At 64.9% G+C, this 14,853-nt stretch carries 14 protein-coding genes; 11 read left to right on the top strand and 3 right to left on the bottom strand.

Annotated features, from left to right (window positions below):
- Positions 1–12: 12 nt before the first annotated feature.
- Genes M9955_11420 through M9955_11405 form a run of 4 tightly spaced genes read left to right on the top strand, consistent with a single transcriptional unit; the run spans position 13 to position 2,102 of the window.
- Complete coding sequence (locus M9955_11420) at positions 13–297, top strand: integration host factor subunit beta (GenBank protein MCO5082253.1); 285 nt, start codon at positions 13–15, stop codon at positions 295–297.
- Positions 298–336: 39 nt separating this feature from the next.
- Positions 337–675 (top strand): DUF1049 domain-containing protein, encoded by a 339-nt coding sequence (locus M9955_11415; GenBank protein ID MCO5082252.1) that lies wholly within the window; start codon positions 337–339, stop codon positions 673–675.
- A gap of 23 nt (positions 676–698) precedes the next feature.
- On the top strand, positions 699–1,664 hold the full coding sequence (locus tag M9955_11410) for an ornithine cyclodeaminase family protein (protein MCO5082251.1): 966 nt from the start codon (positions 699–701) through the stop codon (positions 1,662–1,664).
- Positions 1,665–1,691: 27 nt separating this feature from the next.
- On the top strand, positions 1,692–2,102 hold the full coding sequence (locus M9955_11405) for a cupin domain-containing protein (protein ID MCO5082250.1): 411 nt from the start codon (positions 1,692–1,694) through the stop codon (positions 2,100–2,102).
- Positions 2,103–2,153: 51 nt separating this feature from the next.
- Here the strand turns inward: M9955_11405 and M9955_11400 are convergent, their stop codons facing one another.
- Positions 2,154–3,923: a caspase family protein gene (locus M9955_11400; protein ID MCO5082249.1), complete on the bottom strand. Its 1,770-nt coding sequence runs from the start codon at positions 3,921–3,923 to the stop codon at positions 2,154–2,156.
- 128 nt (positions 3,924–4,051) lie between these two features.
- Here M9955_11400 and M9955_11395 point away from each other — a divergent pair, with 128 nt between their 5' ends.
- The 7 genes from M9955_11395 (at position 4,052) to M9955_11365 (ending at position 11,796) form a co-directional block, all read left to right on the top strand.
- Positions 4,052–5,110, top strand: coding sequence for a class I SAM-dependent rRNA methyltransferase (locus M9955_11395; GenBank protein MCO5082248.1), 1,059 nt, complete (start codon positions 4,052–4,054; stop codon positions 5,108–5,110).
- Entirely contained in the window at positions 5,107–5,955 is an 849-nt protein-coding gene (locus M9955_11390) for an RNA methyltransferase (GenBank protein MCO5082247.1), read from the top strand. The genes M9955_11395 and M9955_11390 overlap by 4 nt, the downstream gene beginning before the upstream one ends.
- Positions 5,952–6,440, top strand: a complete 489-nt coding sequence (gene lspA / locus M9955_11385) for a signal peptidase II (GenBank protein ID MCO5082246.1) — start codon at positions 5,952–5,954, stop codon at positions 6,438–6,440. Before M9955_11390 ends, lspA begins: the two co-directional genes overlap by 4 nt.
- A gap of 59 nt (positions 6,441–6,499) precedes the next feature.
- Positions 6,500–7,489, top strand: coding sequence for an oxidoreductase (locus M9955_11380; protein MCO5082245.1), 990 nt, complete (start codon positions 6,500–6,502; stop codon positions 7,487–7,489).
- A 90-nt stretch (positions 7,490–7,579) separates the two neighbouring features.
- Positions 7,580–9,883: an ATP-binding protein gene (locus M9955_11375; GenBank protein MCO5082244.1), complete on the top strand. Its 2,304-nt coding sequence runs from the start codon at positions 7,580–7,582 to the stop codon at positions 9,881–9,883.
- Positions 9,884–10,022: 139 nt separating this feature from the next.
- Entirely contained in the window at positions 10,023–10,874 is an 852-nt protein-coding gene (locus M9955_11370; protein ID MCO5082243.1) for a GNAT family N-acetyltransferase, read from the top strand.
- Positions 10,875–11,118: 244 nt separating this feature from the next.
- Complete coding sequence (locus tag M9955_11365) at positions 11,119–11,796, top strand: MBL fold metallo-hydrolase (GenBank protein MCO5082242.1); 678 nt, start codon at positions 11,119–11,121, stop codon at positions 11,794–11,796.
- A gap of 57 nt (positions 11,797–11,853) precedes the next feature.
- Here the strand turns inward: M9955_11365 and M9955_11360 are convergent, their stop codons facing one another.
- Both M9955_11360 and M9955_11355 read right to left on the bottom strand, forming a co-directional pair.
- On the bottom strand, positions 11,854–12,447 hold the full coding sequence (locus tag M9955_11360; GenBank protein ID MCO5082241.1) for a class I SAM-dependent methyltransferase: 594 nt from the start codon (positions 12,445–12,447) through the stop codon (positions 11,854–11,856).
- A gap of 8 nt (positions 12,448–12,455) precedes the next feature.
- Positions 12,456–14,744, bottom strand: coding sequence for an NADP-dependent malic enzyme (locus M9955_11355; protein MCO5082240.1), 2,289 nt, complete (start codon positions 14,742–14,744; stop codon positions 12,456–12,458).
- Between the last annotated feature and the right edge of the window lie 109 nt (positions 14,745–14,853).

The following is a 14,853-nucleotide window of genomic DNA, read 5'->3' as shown; positions in this document are numbered from 1 at the left end:
GGAACGCGCTCAATGATCAAATCCGAACTTGTACAGCTGATCGCAAACCGGAACCCGCACCTGTTCCTGCGGGATGTCGAAAACATCGTGAACGCGATCTTCGACGAGATCGCGGAAGCCCTGGCCGACGGCAACCGGGTCGAGCTGCGCGGCTTCGGCGCATTCTCCGTCAAGAACCGACCGGCACGCACAGGACGCAATCCCCGCACCGGCGAAACGGTCGATGTCGAGGAGAAGTGGGTGCCGTTCTTCAAGACCGGCAAGGAATTGCGCGAGCGGCTGAACGCGGCGAAATAGGCCATTCACGCCGCCGCTTCCAAGCGTCATGATGAATCAATGATCAATCGCATCGTTCTCATCGCCATCATCGTCCCGATCGCCATCGTGCTGATCGCGCTGGCGGTCGCCAACCGGTCGTGGGTGCCGTTCACGCTAGACCCCTTCCACCCCGGCAATCCGGCGCTGACCATCCAGTTGCCGCTGTTCGTCTTCCTGTTCGCGGCGATGGCTCTCGGGGTGCTGCTGGGCAGCTTCGCCACCTGGCTGAAGCAGGGCCACTATCGCAAGCTCGCCCGGCAACGCGGGGCGGAAGCCGAGACGCTGCGCGCAACGCAGAAGAAGAATTTGCAGACGGTTTCCGCGACAGGCCCGAGCCTGCCGAAACCGGCGGCCTGAGGCCGGCGTCCGGCATAGCGACGATGCTCACCCTTTCCGCCGCCGATGTCGACCGCGCGCTGACTTTCGATGGTCTGGTGGAGACGCTTCGCAAGGCGTTCCGTGATGGCGCCGTACAGCCGGTGCGTCATCACCATACGGTGGAGCGGCCTGACGGCGCAGCTTCCACGCTGCTGCTGATGCCGGCATGGAACGATTTGAACGCGGCCGGTACGTCTGCGGGCGGCTATGTCGGCGTCAAGATCGTCACCGTGTCGCCCGACAACAACCAGATCGGCAAGCCGGCGGTCATGGGCCTCTACCTGCTGCTCGACGGCAGAACGGGCGAACCCTGCGCGCTGATCGACGGCCAGCGGCTGACGCAATGGCGTACCGCCTGCGCCTCGGCGCTCGCGGCGACCTATCTGGCCCGCGAAGACGCCTCGCGCCTGCTGATCGTGGGCGCGGGCGCCTTGTCGCGCTTTCTGGCCAAGGCGCATGCGGCGGTGCGGCCAATTTCCTCAATCCACATATGGAACCGGACGGCCGAAAACGCCGAGAAGGTGGCGGCCGACTTGCGCGCCGGAGGTATAGCCGCGCAGGCTGTCGACGATCTCGACGCGGAGGTGGCCGAGGCCGATATCATATCGTGCTGCACGATAACCAGCACGCCGCTGGTCAAGGGTGCGCGGCTCAAACCGGGCGCCCATCTCGACCTGGTCGGCGGCTTCACACCGGCGATGCGCGAGGCCGACGACGACGCCATCCGCCGCGCAACCGTGTTCGTGGATACGCGCGGCGGCGCCACCAAGGAGGCCGGCGACATCGTGCAGCCGCTGGCGTCCGGCGTGCTGAAATCGGAAGATATAGCGGGCGATCTCTACGATCTCGCGCGCGGCAATGCGAGTGGCCGCAAGACGGCGGAAGAGATCACGCTGTTCAAGTCCGTCGGAGCCGCGATCGAGGATCTGGCGGCGGGCATCGCCGTTTATGAGAAGATGCGCGGGTAGCGCCAACGGGGCAAAGGGAGGGAAAAATTGAGCGCAGTCGATCCTAAGAAATACGAGACCCAGACCTTCGACTGGGGCGTCATCAAGTGGCTGGTGAGCCCCGACAACACGCCGGGCGCCAACATAACGTTCGGTCAGGTCGTGCTGTTGCCGGGCGAAGGCCATACCCGACACAACCATCCGACTTCCGAGGAAATCCTCTACGTGCTCTCCGGCACCGGCCGCCAGATGGTGGACGACAAGCCGGAGTTCGAGGTACGCGCGGGCGACACGATCTATATCCCGACGGCCATCTACCATTCGACGGTGAACACCGGCTGGGAACCGCTGGTGCTGCTCGCCATCTACAATCCGGGCGGAGCCGAGCGCGACCTGAAGAACCTGCCCGATTTCAAGGCCGTGCCGGTCGGCAGCGCCCCACGTCTGAAACGAGCCTGATTCGTCAAACGCCGAGTCCGGAGCTCGGATCAGGGCGGGGCAGTCCCCGCCCTATCGCGTCCCGACGCCGTTCCGGTCGCCTGGATACGGCACCTCTAAGGCAGCCTTGACGCGCGTGGCAACGTCGACCGGCAGGCGGAAAAGCGCCATGTCGGTGGCGCGATCGCTTCCGTCCTTCGCCTCGCCGTTCAGGACCGGCAGGAATTGCGGATTCTGCTGAAGACCCGCACCCTGAAACACGCCATCCGCGACATGGTGATAAAGTTCGCGCTGGGTGATGAAGCCGTCGCCATTGTAGTCGGCCGCGCCTTCCAGAGCAGCCGCGAAGGCGACGCTGGCAAGGCCGTGCGCCCTGCCCTCGACCTCATACTCCTTCACGACCTCGCCCTCGGCGCTCGAACCGATGAAGGAAACATTGGCGAATTCGCGGTCGAGCAGACCGCCGGCGTCGCAGCCGTCGACGAAGAGCACGACATTGACGTTCCTGTCGGCCGCCAGCGCCATCCAGCGCGTCAGCTCATCATCGGAAATGACCGAATCCGGATCGACCGAGGAGCGGTCGGCGCGGGCTGCGGGAAAATCGAAGTTGCCGAGCGTGAGCGCTTCCTGCCACCCATCCTCTTCCTCGCCGGTCGGGTCCGGCATCTGCAGGCTGGCGCCCGCGTAGGACAGCACGATCGTGTCGCCGGGATTGGCATCCTCCAGCATATCGCGCCAGACATAGTCGATGAACTGGACATTGGCGTTGCGGTCGAAAAGCCGCACGATCTTTTCCGCGCCCAGCGCCTCGATGGCGCGCGCGACCCGCTCGGCATCGTTGACCGCGCCCCGCAACCGATAGCCGACATACTCGTCGATGCCGATGGCGATACCGTAGAGCTTGGGGCTCGGTGGCTGGAAATAATACTGGCCGACGACCTGATCGTAGTAGGCCGGCGCCTGGGTGTGCCGCACCTGCTGGGCAAGGGCGCGCACCTCGACCTGCGTGCGCTTGGCGATGTCGACCAGCGGCAGACCGGGCGTCTCGAGGATCGGCATGAATTTCCGCGTGAATATGGAATTCGGATCGGCATCGCCGGGGCCGAGACGATCCAGCGCCTTTTCGCCGACTCCGGCCGAATAGATGACAAAGACGCCCTTGTTCGGCTGGATCGGCGCAAGTCCGCCGATCTTCGCCGCGCCGCGTGTGCCGTCGCGCGCGAAAGGATCGTCGCGGCAGGCGTCGAGCACCACCAGCGCCAATTGCACGCCACGGTCGGCAAGCGTGCCGACGATCTCCGTCGCATCCACCGCCTCGCGCCGCACCTTGCGCGCATCGTCCGCCTCGATCGCGGGCATGTCCACCGGCAGCAGGTAGTTGACGCCGTCGAGCGCGATCCCGTGTCCGGAATAGAAGAAGACCGCGGTGTCGCCTTCCTGCAGCGTTCCGTAGAACGCTTCGAGGGCGTCGTCGAAGTCGTCGCGCTTCAGGTTCTCGTGCAGCGATACCGTGAAATCCAGCGCCTTCAGCGCCTCGGCAATGGAACGAGCGTCGCCCTCGGCTTTCTGAAGGCGGTCGATTTCCGCATATTCGTCGTTGCCAACGACGAAAGCCCGCCGTTTTCCCGTCGGTGGCGCGCCCGGCATGATTGGAGGCAGCCCCGAAAGCTCCTGCCTCAACATGTCCAGATCGGCTGCGCGCCGGGTGGCCAACTCGTCGCCGGGCAGCTCAACGCCGGCGAAGGATACCGGCGCAAACGCCGCCGCCGCGCCGAGAAAAAAGGCGCAGCATGCCAGAACACGCCAGAATGGCGACGATGCAGACGACGACTTGCCAGACATGGTTTCAAGCCCCGGCAAACGCTAGCCCAGCAGGCGACGGCGAGCAAGGCGAGCACACCCTTCAAACTTGCCCCTACCCGGTCACTGTGGCAGAAGCAGGTCAGCCTGAGCAGGAGCCGCAGAGCAAGTTGAAATCCTTTCGCGACAGGAAGAGCGACCGGCGTCCGGATCGGCCGCAGGCGGGGCGCGAACGGCCTTTGCGGAACGAGCAGAAGCAGGCGGCGCGGCGCCCGGAAAGGCTGCAGCCGGACACCGCGAAGCCCGCACCGCTGCCGCGACCGTCGGGTGCGCTGCCCGCCGAGCGGGTTCCGCTGATCCTCGAAGTGCTGCCCAACGCCGACTACGCCCTTCTCGACAGCGGCGGCGGCCAGAAGCTGGAACAATACGGCCCATACCGCATCGTACGGCCGGAGGGTCAGGCGATCTGGCAGCCCGCGCTACCGGAACGGGAGTGGCGGCAGGCGGATGCCGTCTTCACCGGCGACACGGACGAGGAAGGCATGGGCCGCTGGCGCTTTCCGAAGGCCGCGCTCGGCGAAACGTGGCCGATGCGGCATAACGGCATCGACTATCTCGGGCGTTTCACCTCTTTCCGCCATGTCGGCGTCTTCCCGGAACAGGCGTCCCACTGGGATCATATGGCGGGCCTCATCGCGTCGGCGAAACGTCCGGTGAAGGTGCTCAACCTCTTTGGCTATACCGGCCTCGCGTCGCTGGTGGCGGCGCGCGCCGGGGCGGAAGTGACGCATGTCGACGCCTCGAAGAAGGCGATCGGCTGGGCGCGGGAGAACCAGGAAATGGCGCGGCTTTCCGACAAGCCCATACGCTGGATCGTCGAGGATGCCATGAAGTTCGCCGAGCGCGAGGAACGGCGCGGCAATGGCTACGACATCGTGCTTTTCGACCCGCCTGCCTATGGGCGTGGCCCCAAGGGCGAGGTGTGGCAGTTGTTCGAGGATCTTCCCCGCCTCACCGCGCTCTGCCGCGCCATCCTTTCGCCGAAACCACTGGCAGTCGTGTTGACGGCCTATTCGATCCGCGCGTCGTTCTTCTCCATCCACGCGCTGATGCGCGACACCTTCGCCGGCATGGGCGGCACGGTGGAATCGGGCGAACTCATCATCCGCGAAAAGGCCGCGGGCCGGGCGCTCTCGACCTCGCTGTTCTCCCGGTGGGTGGCGGCATGAGCCAGCGCGAGACAGGCCGCGTGGGGCAGGTCAAGGAAGTCACCAGCCTGGCCAATCCGCTGGTAAAGGACATCAAGGCGCTGGCGCTGAAGAAATTCCGCGACCAGCAGAACGCTTTCATGGCGGAAGGGTTGAAGCTCGTCATCGACGCGCTCGATCTCGGCTGGACGATCAGAACGCTGATCTTCGCCAAGTCGGCAATCGGCAACCCGACGGTGGAGAAGGTGGCCGCACGCACCGTTGCAGCCGGCGGGACCGTGCTCGAAGTGTCGGAGAAGGTGCTTTCGGCCATCACGCGGCGCGACAATCCGCAGATCGTCGTCGGCGTGTTCACGCAGCGCTTCCTGCCGCTGAAATCCGTCAGGCCTGAAGGCAGCGATGTCTGGATCGGCCTCGACCGCGTGCGCGATCCGGGCAATCTGGGCACGATCATCCGCACCGCCGACGCCGTGGGCGCCAGAGGCGTCATCCTCATCGGCGACACCACCGACCCCTTCTCGCTGGAAACCGTGCGCGCCACCATGGGCTCGGTCTTCGCCGTGCCGCTGGTGAAGACGAGCGTCGACGCATTCCTGGACTGGCGAAAGGGGTTCTCCGGACTGTTGGCCGGGACCCATCTCAAGGGCGCGGTCGACTACCGCTCCGTGCGCTATGACGGCAAGCCGGTGCTGCTGCTGATGGGCAACGAGCAGCAGGGATTGCCGGACGAACTCGCCAAAACCTGCGACAAGCTCCTGCGCATCCCTCAGGCCGGCCGCGCCGATTCGCTCAATCTGGCGGTGGCGACGGGCGTGATGCTGTTCGAGATCCGGCGCGGCGCCCTTTCGCTCGACGGTGACGCATGAAGGCGCTGCTCGGCTATTCGGCAATCGCGGCGGCCGCAGTGGCGCTCGACCAGTGGGCCAAGATATGGGTCGAGGCCAATCTCGTCATGCACGAGCAGATCGATATCCTCCCCTTCTTCGCGCTCTACCGCACCTACAATACGGGCGTCGCCTTCTCGATGTTCTCGGAAGCCGGCGACCTGCCGCTCATCATCCTTTCCATCGCGGTCGTCGCCTTCGTGCTGTTTCTCGCGTCCCGCTCACGGCCCGGCCAGATCGTCGCACGCCTCGGCTTCGCGCTGATCGTCGGCGGGGCGATCGGCAATCTGATCGATCGCTCGATGCTGGGCTATGTGATCGACTATTTCCTGTTCCACACGCCGGTCTGGTCGTTCGCCGTGTTCAATCTGGCCGATGTCTTCATCTCGGTCGGCGCGGCGCTCGTCATCCTCGAAGAATTCCTGCAATGGCGACGCGACCGCAACGAACGCGCCATAGGCAGTTGACCGGCAGGACACGCCGCAACACATTCCCGCACCCGTACCGCAAGCTCCAGAGGTCCTCGATGCCCGACACGTTCAAAGCCATCGTCATCACGCGCGGCGAGGACAAGGTGCAGTCCGTGGCTTTCGGCGAACTGAGTGACGCTGACCTGATGGACGGGGACGTCACGGTGCAGGTGGAGGCCACGACCGTCAACTACAAGGACGGTCTTGCCATCACCGGCAAGGCGCCCGTCGTCAGGCGGTTTCCCATGGTGCCGGGCATCGATTTCGCCGGCACGGTGCTGACTTCCGACAATCCCGACTGGAAACCGGGCGACAAGGTCATCCTCAACGGCTGGGGCACGGGGGAAACGCATCTCGGCGCCCATGCGGAGAAATCGCGCGTCAAGGGCGACTGGCTGGTGCCTCTGCCCGAGGGCATGAGCGCCGGGGAAGCCATGGCGATCGGCACGGCCGGCTATACCGCTATGCTCGCCGTGATGGCGCTCGAACGGCACGAGATCACGCCGGATCGCGGCCCGGTGGTCGTGACCGGCGCGTCGGGCGGCGTCGGCACCGTCGCGATCGCCCTCCTCTCCAGGCTCGGCTACCACGTCGTAGCCTCCACCGGCCGCGTGTCCGAAACCGCATTTCTCAAGGATCTGGGTGCAGCCGAAATCATCGACCGCAGCGAGTTGTCGGGACCGGCAAAGCCGCTTGCCAGGGAAAGATGGGCCGGCGGAATCGACGCCGTCGGCAGCACCACTCTCGCGAACGTCCTGTCGATGACATCCTATGGCGGCGCCGTCGCAGCCTGCGGCCTCGCGCAGGGCATGGACCTGCCGGCCAGCGTCGCCCCCTTCATCCTGCGCGGCGTTTCGCTGCTCGGCATCGATTCCGTGATGGCGCCGAGAACGCTGCGTCTGGAAGCGTGGCGGCGTCTCGCAACGGAACTCGACCGTTCGAAGCTCGCAGCGCTTTCCACGAGGATCGGTTTCGACGACATCATCCAGGCAGGGCAGGACATTCTCGACGGCAAGATACGCGGCCGCGTGGTCGTGACGCTGTAAGGTCGGAGCCTGATCCTAAAGTCGGCTGTTCATTAAAATTGCTCTAACCGGCCAAAAGCTTCCCTAAGCGTTCCTGCGCTATGGAACGGCATGGTCGGGGAGCCTGTGCGAAACCAAGCCGTCGACGCAGCGTCGTTCCAGACGATCGATCCTGCGACCGAGCGGCGCGTCTTCATGCCGCTCAACGCGCCGCCGCGCCGGGAACGTCTCAACCCCCGCAACCTGCGCGTCTGGGGCCTGCCGCTCATTCTCGCCGTCTTCATCCTGACCGGCCTCGCGCACATGATGGGCGCGCCGAACTATATCTCCGCCGGCCTTTTCGGCTGTGCGCTGATGGCGCTCTACATGCTCCACCGGACCGTCGACAGCGAAGAACGCATGGTCTCCATGTTCAGCGAGACCGACGCCGACAGCCGCGCGAAGATCGAGACGCTGGCCGACCGCCTGTGGGAGCTGCAGGAAAGCGAGGAACGGTTCCGTGGCCTGATCGACGCGCTGGGCGACCTCGTCATTCATCGCGACCGCGAAGGCCGCATCGTCTATGCGAACAAGGTTTTCGCCAACCTGATGTCGCTGGAGCCGCACCAGTTGCGTGGCAAGACGCTGGGCGAACTCGGCATCGAGATCGGCCTCGTGCCGGACGCCGCGTTCTCCGACGGCGAGTGCCTGAGCTCGACCGACGTCGCCATCCGCTCGGCCTCCGGCATACGCTGGTTCTCCTGGATCGAGCTGTCGGTACGCGACAAGCTCAGCGCCGACGTCTCGCACCGGGCCATCGCGCGCGACATCACCAGCAGGAAACGCGCCGAGACGGCGCTGATCGCATCGCGGGAGCGCGCCGAGTTCGCCAGCCGCGCCAAGTCGCAGTTCCTTGCTACCGTCAGCCACGAGATCCGCACGCCCATGAACGGCATCATGGGCATGGCGAAGCTGCTCGCCGACACCAGGCTGACGCCCGAGCAACGCACCTATGTCGGTGCCGTCTCCACCTCGGCAAGCGCGCTTCTCGCCCTGATCGACGACCTGCTCGACTATTCCAAGATCGAGGCCGGGCGTTTCGAACCCGAGTTTCAGGACGTGTCGCCGCGCGAGCTCGTTGACAATGTCGTGGAACTTCTGGCCGCGCGGGCCTTCGCCAAGGACATCGACCTCGCCTGCGTCGTGGCTCCCGACGTGCCGCAGATGGTGAAGACCGATCCCGGCCGCATCCGGCAGGTGCTGCTGAACCTCATCGGCAACGCCATCAAGTTCACCGATGTCGGCGGCATTACCGTGCGCATGGCGGCAAGCAACAGGGAGACCGGGATGGTGCTGTCCTTTTCTGTGAGGGATACAGGCCCCGGACTTCTGGAGAAGGATCGCGAGCGCATCTTCGAGGAATTCGAACAGGCGGACGGCACGTCAACGCGCCGGCATGGCGGCGCTGGCCTCGGCCTCGCCATCTCCAGACGCATCATGCAGTCCATGGGAGGCAAGATCTGGGTGCAGAGCACGCCGGGGGTGGGTTCGGAGTTCAGCTTCGAGGTGCCCGTGCGCGATGTCCAGCCCCTTTCAGCATCGCGCGAAAACGTGCTCGGCCACCGCAAGGTCCTGATCCTCTCCAGAAACGCGGTGGAGGCGGAAGCGCTCGCCGAGGCTATCCGCGCCCACGGCGGAACCGCCGGTACGGTCACCACGGCCGAGCAGGCGATCGCCAGCGCGGACGGCGTCAACACGGTGTTGATTTCCGCGTCGCTGGAAACGCCGGACGGCCGGCTCATCAACAGGCTGCGCAACAGCGGCCTGGCGACGGCCGAGGCGATCACGCTCATCGCACCGAGCGAGCGCAGCCTGCTGGCGGAGTACCGCGCCAACGGCTATGCGACGTTCCTCGCGCGTCCCATACGCGGCGAGACGCTGCTCAGGGTGATGCTCAGCGAGCCGTCGAAAAGGAGCATCGGCGCTCCGGCGTCCGAGGCGGAGCAGAAATCGCAGCCGTCGCGGATCGATCACAGCGTGCTGGTGGCGGAGGACAACGAGATCAATGCGATCCTGGCGCGCAGCGCGTTGCAAAAGGCCGGCTACAGGGTCGACGTGGTCAACAACGGCAAGGCGGCCGTCGAGGCGCTCGAGGCGTCCATCCACCGCCGCCGCTACGACGTGGTGCTGATGGACCTTCACATGCCGGTGATGGACGGGCTGGATGCGATCTCGCTGATCCGCAGGCATGAGGAAGAGACGGGCATCGCACCCGTGCCGATCATGGTGCTGTCGGCCGACAGTCAGGAGCAGACGCGGCACTCGACGCTGGCGCACGGCGCCTCCGGCTTCCTGACGAAGCCGCTCGATCCGGAACAGCTCGTGCGGGCGGTCGAGGACCAGATCACCATCCGGTACGACATGGCGTTGCCCTGAGCCGGCTCACATTCCCGCCCGAATGCGCTTTGCAGACAAACCCGCGGGAGTGTGTCATATTAGTGTAGCAGATTCCGCCTATGTGCTTCGATGAGAGGGCAAGGAGAATCATAACGTGAACGCCCCGCCCGCATCCGTCATTCGTGAAGCCGGCGCACTCGTGCGGCTGGAACGCGAACCGCTCGCGCCCGGCGCGGTGCTCGGACGGATAGGCTCGCTCGAAGTGCGGCTGGCGCGCGACGAGGACGAAATCCGCGCCGCGCAGGAAATCCGCTATCGCGTGTTCTATGAGGAGCTTGGCGCGAGACGCCTCGACGACCGTCATGCCGAGAACCGCGACGTCGACCGTTTCGACGCGATCTGCGACCACCTTCTGGTCCTGGATACCGCCCTGCCGGGACCGGAGAAGGATCAGATCGTCGGCACCTACCGGCTGCTCCGGCAGGACGTGGCCTTGGCCGCAGGCGGCTTCTATTCCGAGGACGAGTTCGAGTTGCGCGGGCTCGTCGCCCGGCATCCCGGCACGCATTTTCTCGAACTGGGGAGGTCCTGCGTGCTGCTCGCCTATCGCGGCAAGCGCACCATCGAGGTGCTGTGGCAGGGCTGCTGGGCTTACGTGAACCACTACGGCATCGACGTGATGACCGGCTGCGCGTCGTTTCAGGGCACGGTGCCGGCCGCGCATGCCGAGGCGCTTTCCTTCCTGGCGCATCACTGCCGCGCGGAGGAAGACTGGGCGATCCGCGCGGTTCCCGGCCGCTATCAGCCGATGGATCTGATGCCGGTCGAGGCGGTGGGCCTGCGTTCTGCGATGAACGCCATGCCGCCTCTGATCAAGGGTTATCTGCGACTTGGCGCCAGGATCGGCGAAGGCTGCGTGATCGACCATGAATTCGGCACGGTCGACGTCTGCATCGTACTGCCGGTGAAAAGCCTCGATGCGCGCTATGTGAGCCACTATTCGCCGGACGCGACGCGCTTCGCCGCCTAGCGGCGATACGGGAGGGGCGCGATACGTCCTCCACCGGTGCCTGCAAACACGAATTCGCGAGTCGAGTTGACGCCGGAGCCTGCCGGCATACTTGCCTTCGGCAGCAAGAGATGCCGGCAAACAAACAGCGAGCGGAGGAAACGACATGCACTTGACGCGACGGGGAGCCTTGCAACTGGGCCTCGCAGGCACCGCCAGCCTGGGTGTGACGACGATCATGCCTTTTGCTGCGCGGAGCCAGGACATGGGCGACAGCTACGCGACCGATAGTGGACAGATCCTCATCAGCCCGATCTCGCATGCGAGCTTCGTGATGCGGGTTCCCGGCCTCGTCGTCTACAACGACCCGGTCGGAGGCAAGGCACTCTATGACGGGCATCCCGCGCCCGGCCTCATCCTCGTCACACACGAGCATCAGGACCATTTCGATCCCGAGACGCTCGCCGCCATTGTCGGCGAGGAAACGCGACTGGTGACCAATCCGTCCGTGTTCGAAAAGCTGCCGGAGGATCTGAAGGCGAAGGCCACGGCAATCGCCAACGGCGAGAAGACGACGGTCGGCACGCTGGAGATCGAGGCGGTGCCGGCCTACAACACCACCGAGGACCGCAAGAAGTATCATCCGCAGGGACGAGACAACGGCTATGTGCTGTCGGTGGACGGACGCCGCGTCTACATTGCCGGCGACACCGAGGACATTCCGGAAATGCGGGCGTTGAAAGACATCTACATCGCCTTCGTACCGATCAACCTGCCCTACACGATGGACGAGACGCAGGCGAGCTCGGCCGTGGCGGAGTTCAAGCCGGCCTTCGTCTATCCCTATCACTACCAGGGCAGCGACACGCAGGCCTTCGCGGACAAGGTGAAGGCTGCCGCGCCGGACACGGAGGTCGTGATGGGCGAGTGGTACAAGAGCTGAGCGGCTACACGGGTTCGGGAAAACAAGGCTCTCGGCCTGACCCGACCTTCCGGCGGCTCAGCGGATGCGCCTCGCCATCACCGTATAGGCCTTGTGCAGGATTTCGAATTCGTCGCGATGTTCGTCGAGGAACTTGTCGATGCCCTGCTGCGGACGCTTTTCGACCGGCCGATGCAGTCGCCATTCGTAGTCGTCGAAACAGACCACGCCGCCGACCTTGAGCAGCGGCCAGCACATCACCGCGTCGCTGTAGACCTCGTCGGCCGTGTGGCCGCCATCGATATAGATCGCGTCGAACGTCCTGCCGGCCAGCGTCGGCAGGACATCATGCGAAAGGCCCTTGAGCTTCTCCCAGCGACCGGCATGGCCGGAAACGGCGCGGTTGTGATCGAAGCGCGGCTCGTATCCGGTATCCTCGAAGAAGTCGACGATCGTCATCGTCGATGTCGGATGGGTGAGAATATTGTCGAGGAACCACAACGCCGTACGGCCCTCATAAGTACCCACTTCGAGGAAATGCACGTCTGGCTTGCCTTTGAATTCGGCGAGATGGGCTTTGTAGAATGGAATGTAAGGGGTGATGTAGTCCTTGGTGAAGTGAAAGCGACCGCCTTCCTCCACCGGCAGCGCGAAGCTTCCTTTGTCCGACATATCCGGCCTCAGTTTCCCGCGCTGAACGCCGCCAACGCGGCCATGTTGACGATATCGCTGTCCTTGGCGTTCAGCCCGACGATCTGAACGGGCTTGTTGAGCCCGACGAGCAATGGCCCGATGACGGTGGAGCCGCCGAGTTCCTGCAGCATCTTGGTGGAGATCGACGCCGAGTGGAAGGCAGGCATGACCAGCACATTGGCCGAGCCGGACAGGCGGCAGAAAGGGTATTGCTGCTGCATCAGCTTATGATTCAGCGCCACGTCGGCCGCCATCTCGCCATCGTACTCGAAATCCACCCGGCGCTTGTCGAGGATCTTCACCGCCTCCTGCACGCGCTCGGAACGCTCGCCCTGCGGGTGGCCGAAGGTGGAATAGGCCAGCATGGCGACACGCGGCTCGTAGCCCATGCGGCGCGCAAAGCCGGCCACTTCCTCGGCGATGTCGGCGATCTGCTCGGCGTTCGGCATGTCATGCACGGCCGTGTCGGCGACGATCACCGTGCGGCCGCGCGACAGCACCATCGACACGCCGATGACGCGGTGGCCCGGCCTTGCGTCGATGACGCGGCGGACATCCTCCAGCACGGTCGAATAGTTGCGCGTGACCCCCGTCACCATGGCGTCGGCGTCGCCCAACGCGAGCATGGTCGCCGCGAAGTGGTTGCGGTCATTGTTGATGAGGCGCTGGCAGTCGCGGAACAGAAAACCCTTGCGCTGCATGCGCTCGTAGAGATGGTCCGCGTAAACGGCGTTGCGGCGCGAAAGGCGGGCGTTGATGATCTCGATGCCGGGGCGGTTGAGGTCCACGCCGACGGCCTGCGCGTTCTCGCGGATGATATCCTCTCGGCCGACGAGAATCGCGGTGCCGAGGTTCTGGTTCACATAGGAAACCGCGGCGCGCATCACCTGCTCCTCCTCGCCCTCGGCGAAGACGGTGCGCTTGGGCTGGCGGCGGACGCGGTCGTAGATGCGCGCCAGCGTCGAGGCGATCGGGTCGCGCCGGGCGGAAAGCTGCTGGGCGTATTTGCCGAGATCCGGGATCGTGCGGCGGGCGACACCGGTATCCATCGCGGCCTTCGCGACGGCGACCGGCACGGCCGAGATGAGACGCGGGTCGAAGGGCACGGGGATGATGTAGTTCGGGCCGAATTTCGGGCGGTTGCCCTGATAGGCGGCGGCGACATCGTCCGGCACGTCCATGCGGGCAAGGTCGGCCAGCGCGCGGGCGGCGGCGATCTTCATCTCGTCATTGATGGTGGTGGCCCGCACGTCGAGCGCGCCCCGGAATATGTAGGGAAAACCCAGAACGTTGTTGACCTGGTTCGGGTAGTCGGAGCGGCCGGTCGCCATGATGGCGTCGGTGCGGATCTCGGCCACTTCTTCCGGCGTGATTTCCGGATCGGGATTGGCCATGGCGAAGATGATCGGGTTCTTCGCCATGGACTGGATCATGGCCGTCGTGAAAGCGCCACGCGCCGACAGGCCGAAGACGACGTCGGCGCCCTCCATCGCATCGGCGAGGCTGCGCTTGTCGGTTTTCACGGCATGGCCCGACTTCCACTGGTTCATGCCCTCGGTGCGCCCCTGGTAGACGACGCCCTTGGTGTCGCACAGGATGACGTTTTCGGGCGCGAAGCCCATCGACTTCACCAGTTCGATGCAGGCGATGCCGGCGGCGCCGGCGCCGTTGCAGACCAGCTTCGTGGTGGACATGTCGCGGCCGGTGATCTCCAGCGCGTTGATCAGGCCGGCGGCGGCGATGATCGCCGTCCCGTGCTGGTCGTCATGGAAGACGGGGATGTCCATCAGCTCGCGCAGGCGCTGCTCGATGATGAAGCATTCGGGCGCCTTGATGTCTTCCAGATTGATGCCGCCGAAGGAAGGCCCGAGATAGCGCACCGAGTTGATGAAGGCGTCGGCGTCTTCGGTATCCACCTCGAGATCGATGGAATCGACATCGGCGAAGCGCTTGAACAGCACCGACTTGCCCTCCATCACGGGCTTCGACGCCAGCGCGCCGAGATTGCCAAGACCGAGGATCGCCGTGCCGTTGGAGATGACGGCCACCATATTGCCGCGCGTGGTGTAGTCGAAGGCCTTGGCCGGGTCCTCCGCGATCGCCTTGACCGGCACCGCTACGCCGGGAGAATAGGCGAGCGACAGATCGCGCTGCGTCGCCATCGGCTTGGTCGGGCTGATCTCCAGCTTGCCGGGCCGGCCCATCGCATGAAATTCGAGCGCCTCGTCGGGACTGACGGACGGACGCGTGCGGGTCGGCTTGCTAGGGGATGCCATGGCTGGGTGCGTTTCCTGAGGGGACGTTTCTTCTTTTGTGGAGTGTTTCCGATTAAGGCTACAATTTGCCCGCGTAAACCGGCAAGGACCTTGCGGTGCGTGTTTTTGT

The sequence above is a fragment of the Rhizobiaceae bacterium genome, from assembly GCA_023953845.1.
Lineage (GTDB): Bacteria > Pseudomonadota > Alphaproteobacteria > Rhizobiales > Rhizobiaceae > Arvimicrobium.
The sequence above is the reverse complement of the archived record's forward strand: the minus strand, read 5'-3'. Positions and strand labels throughout refer to the sequence as shown.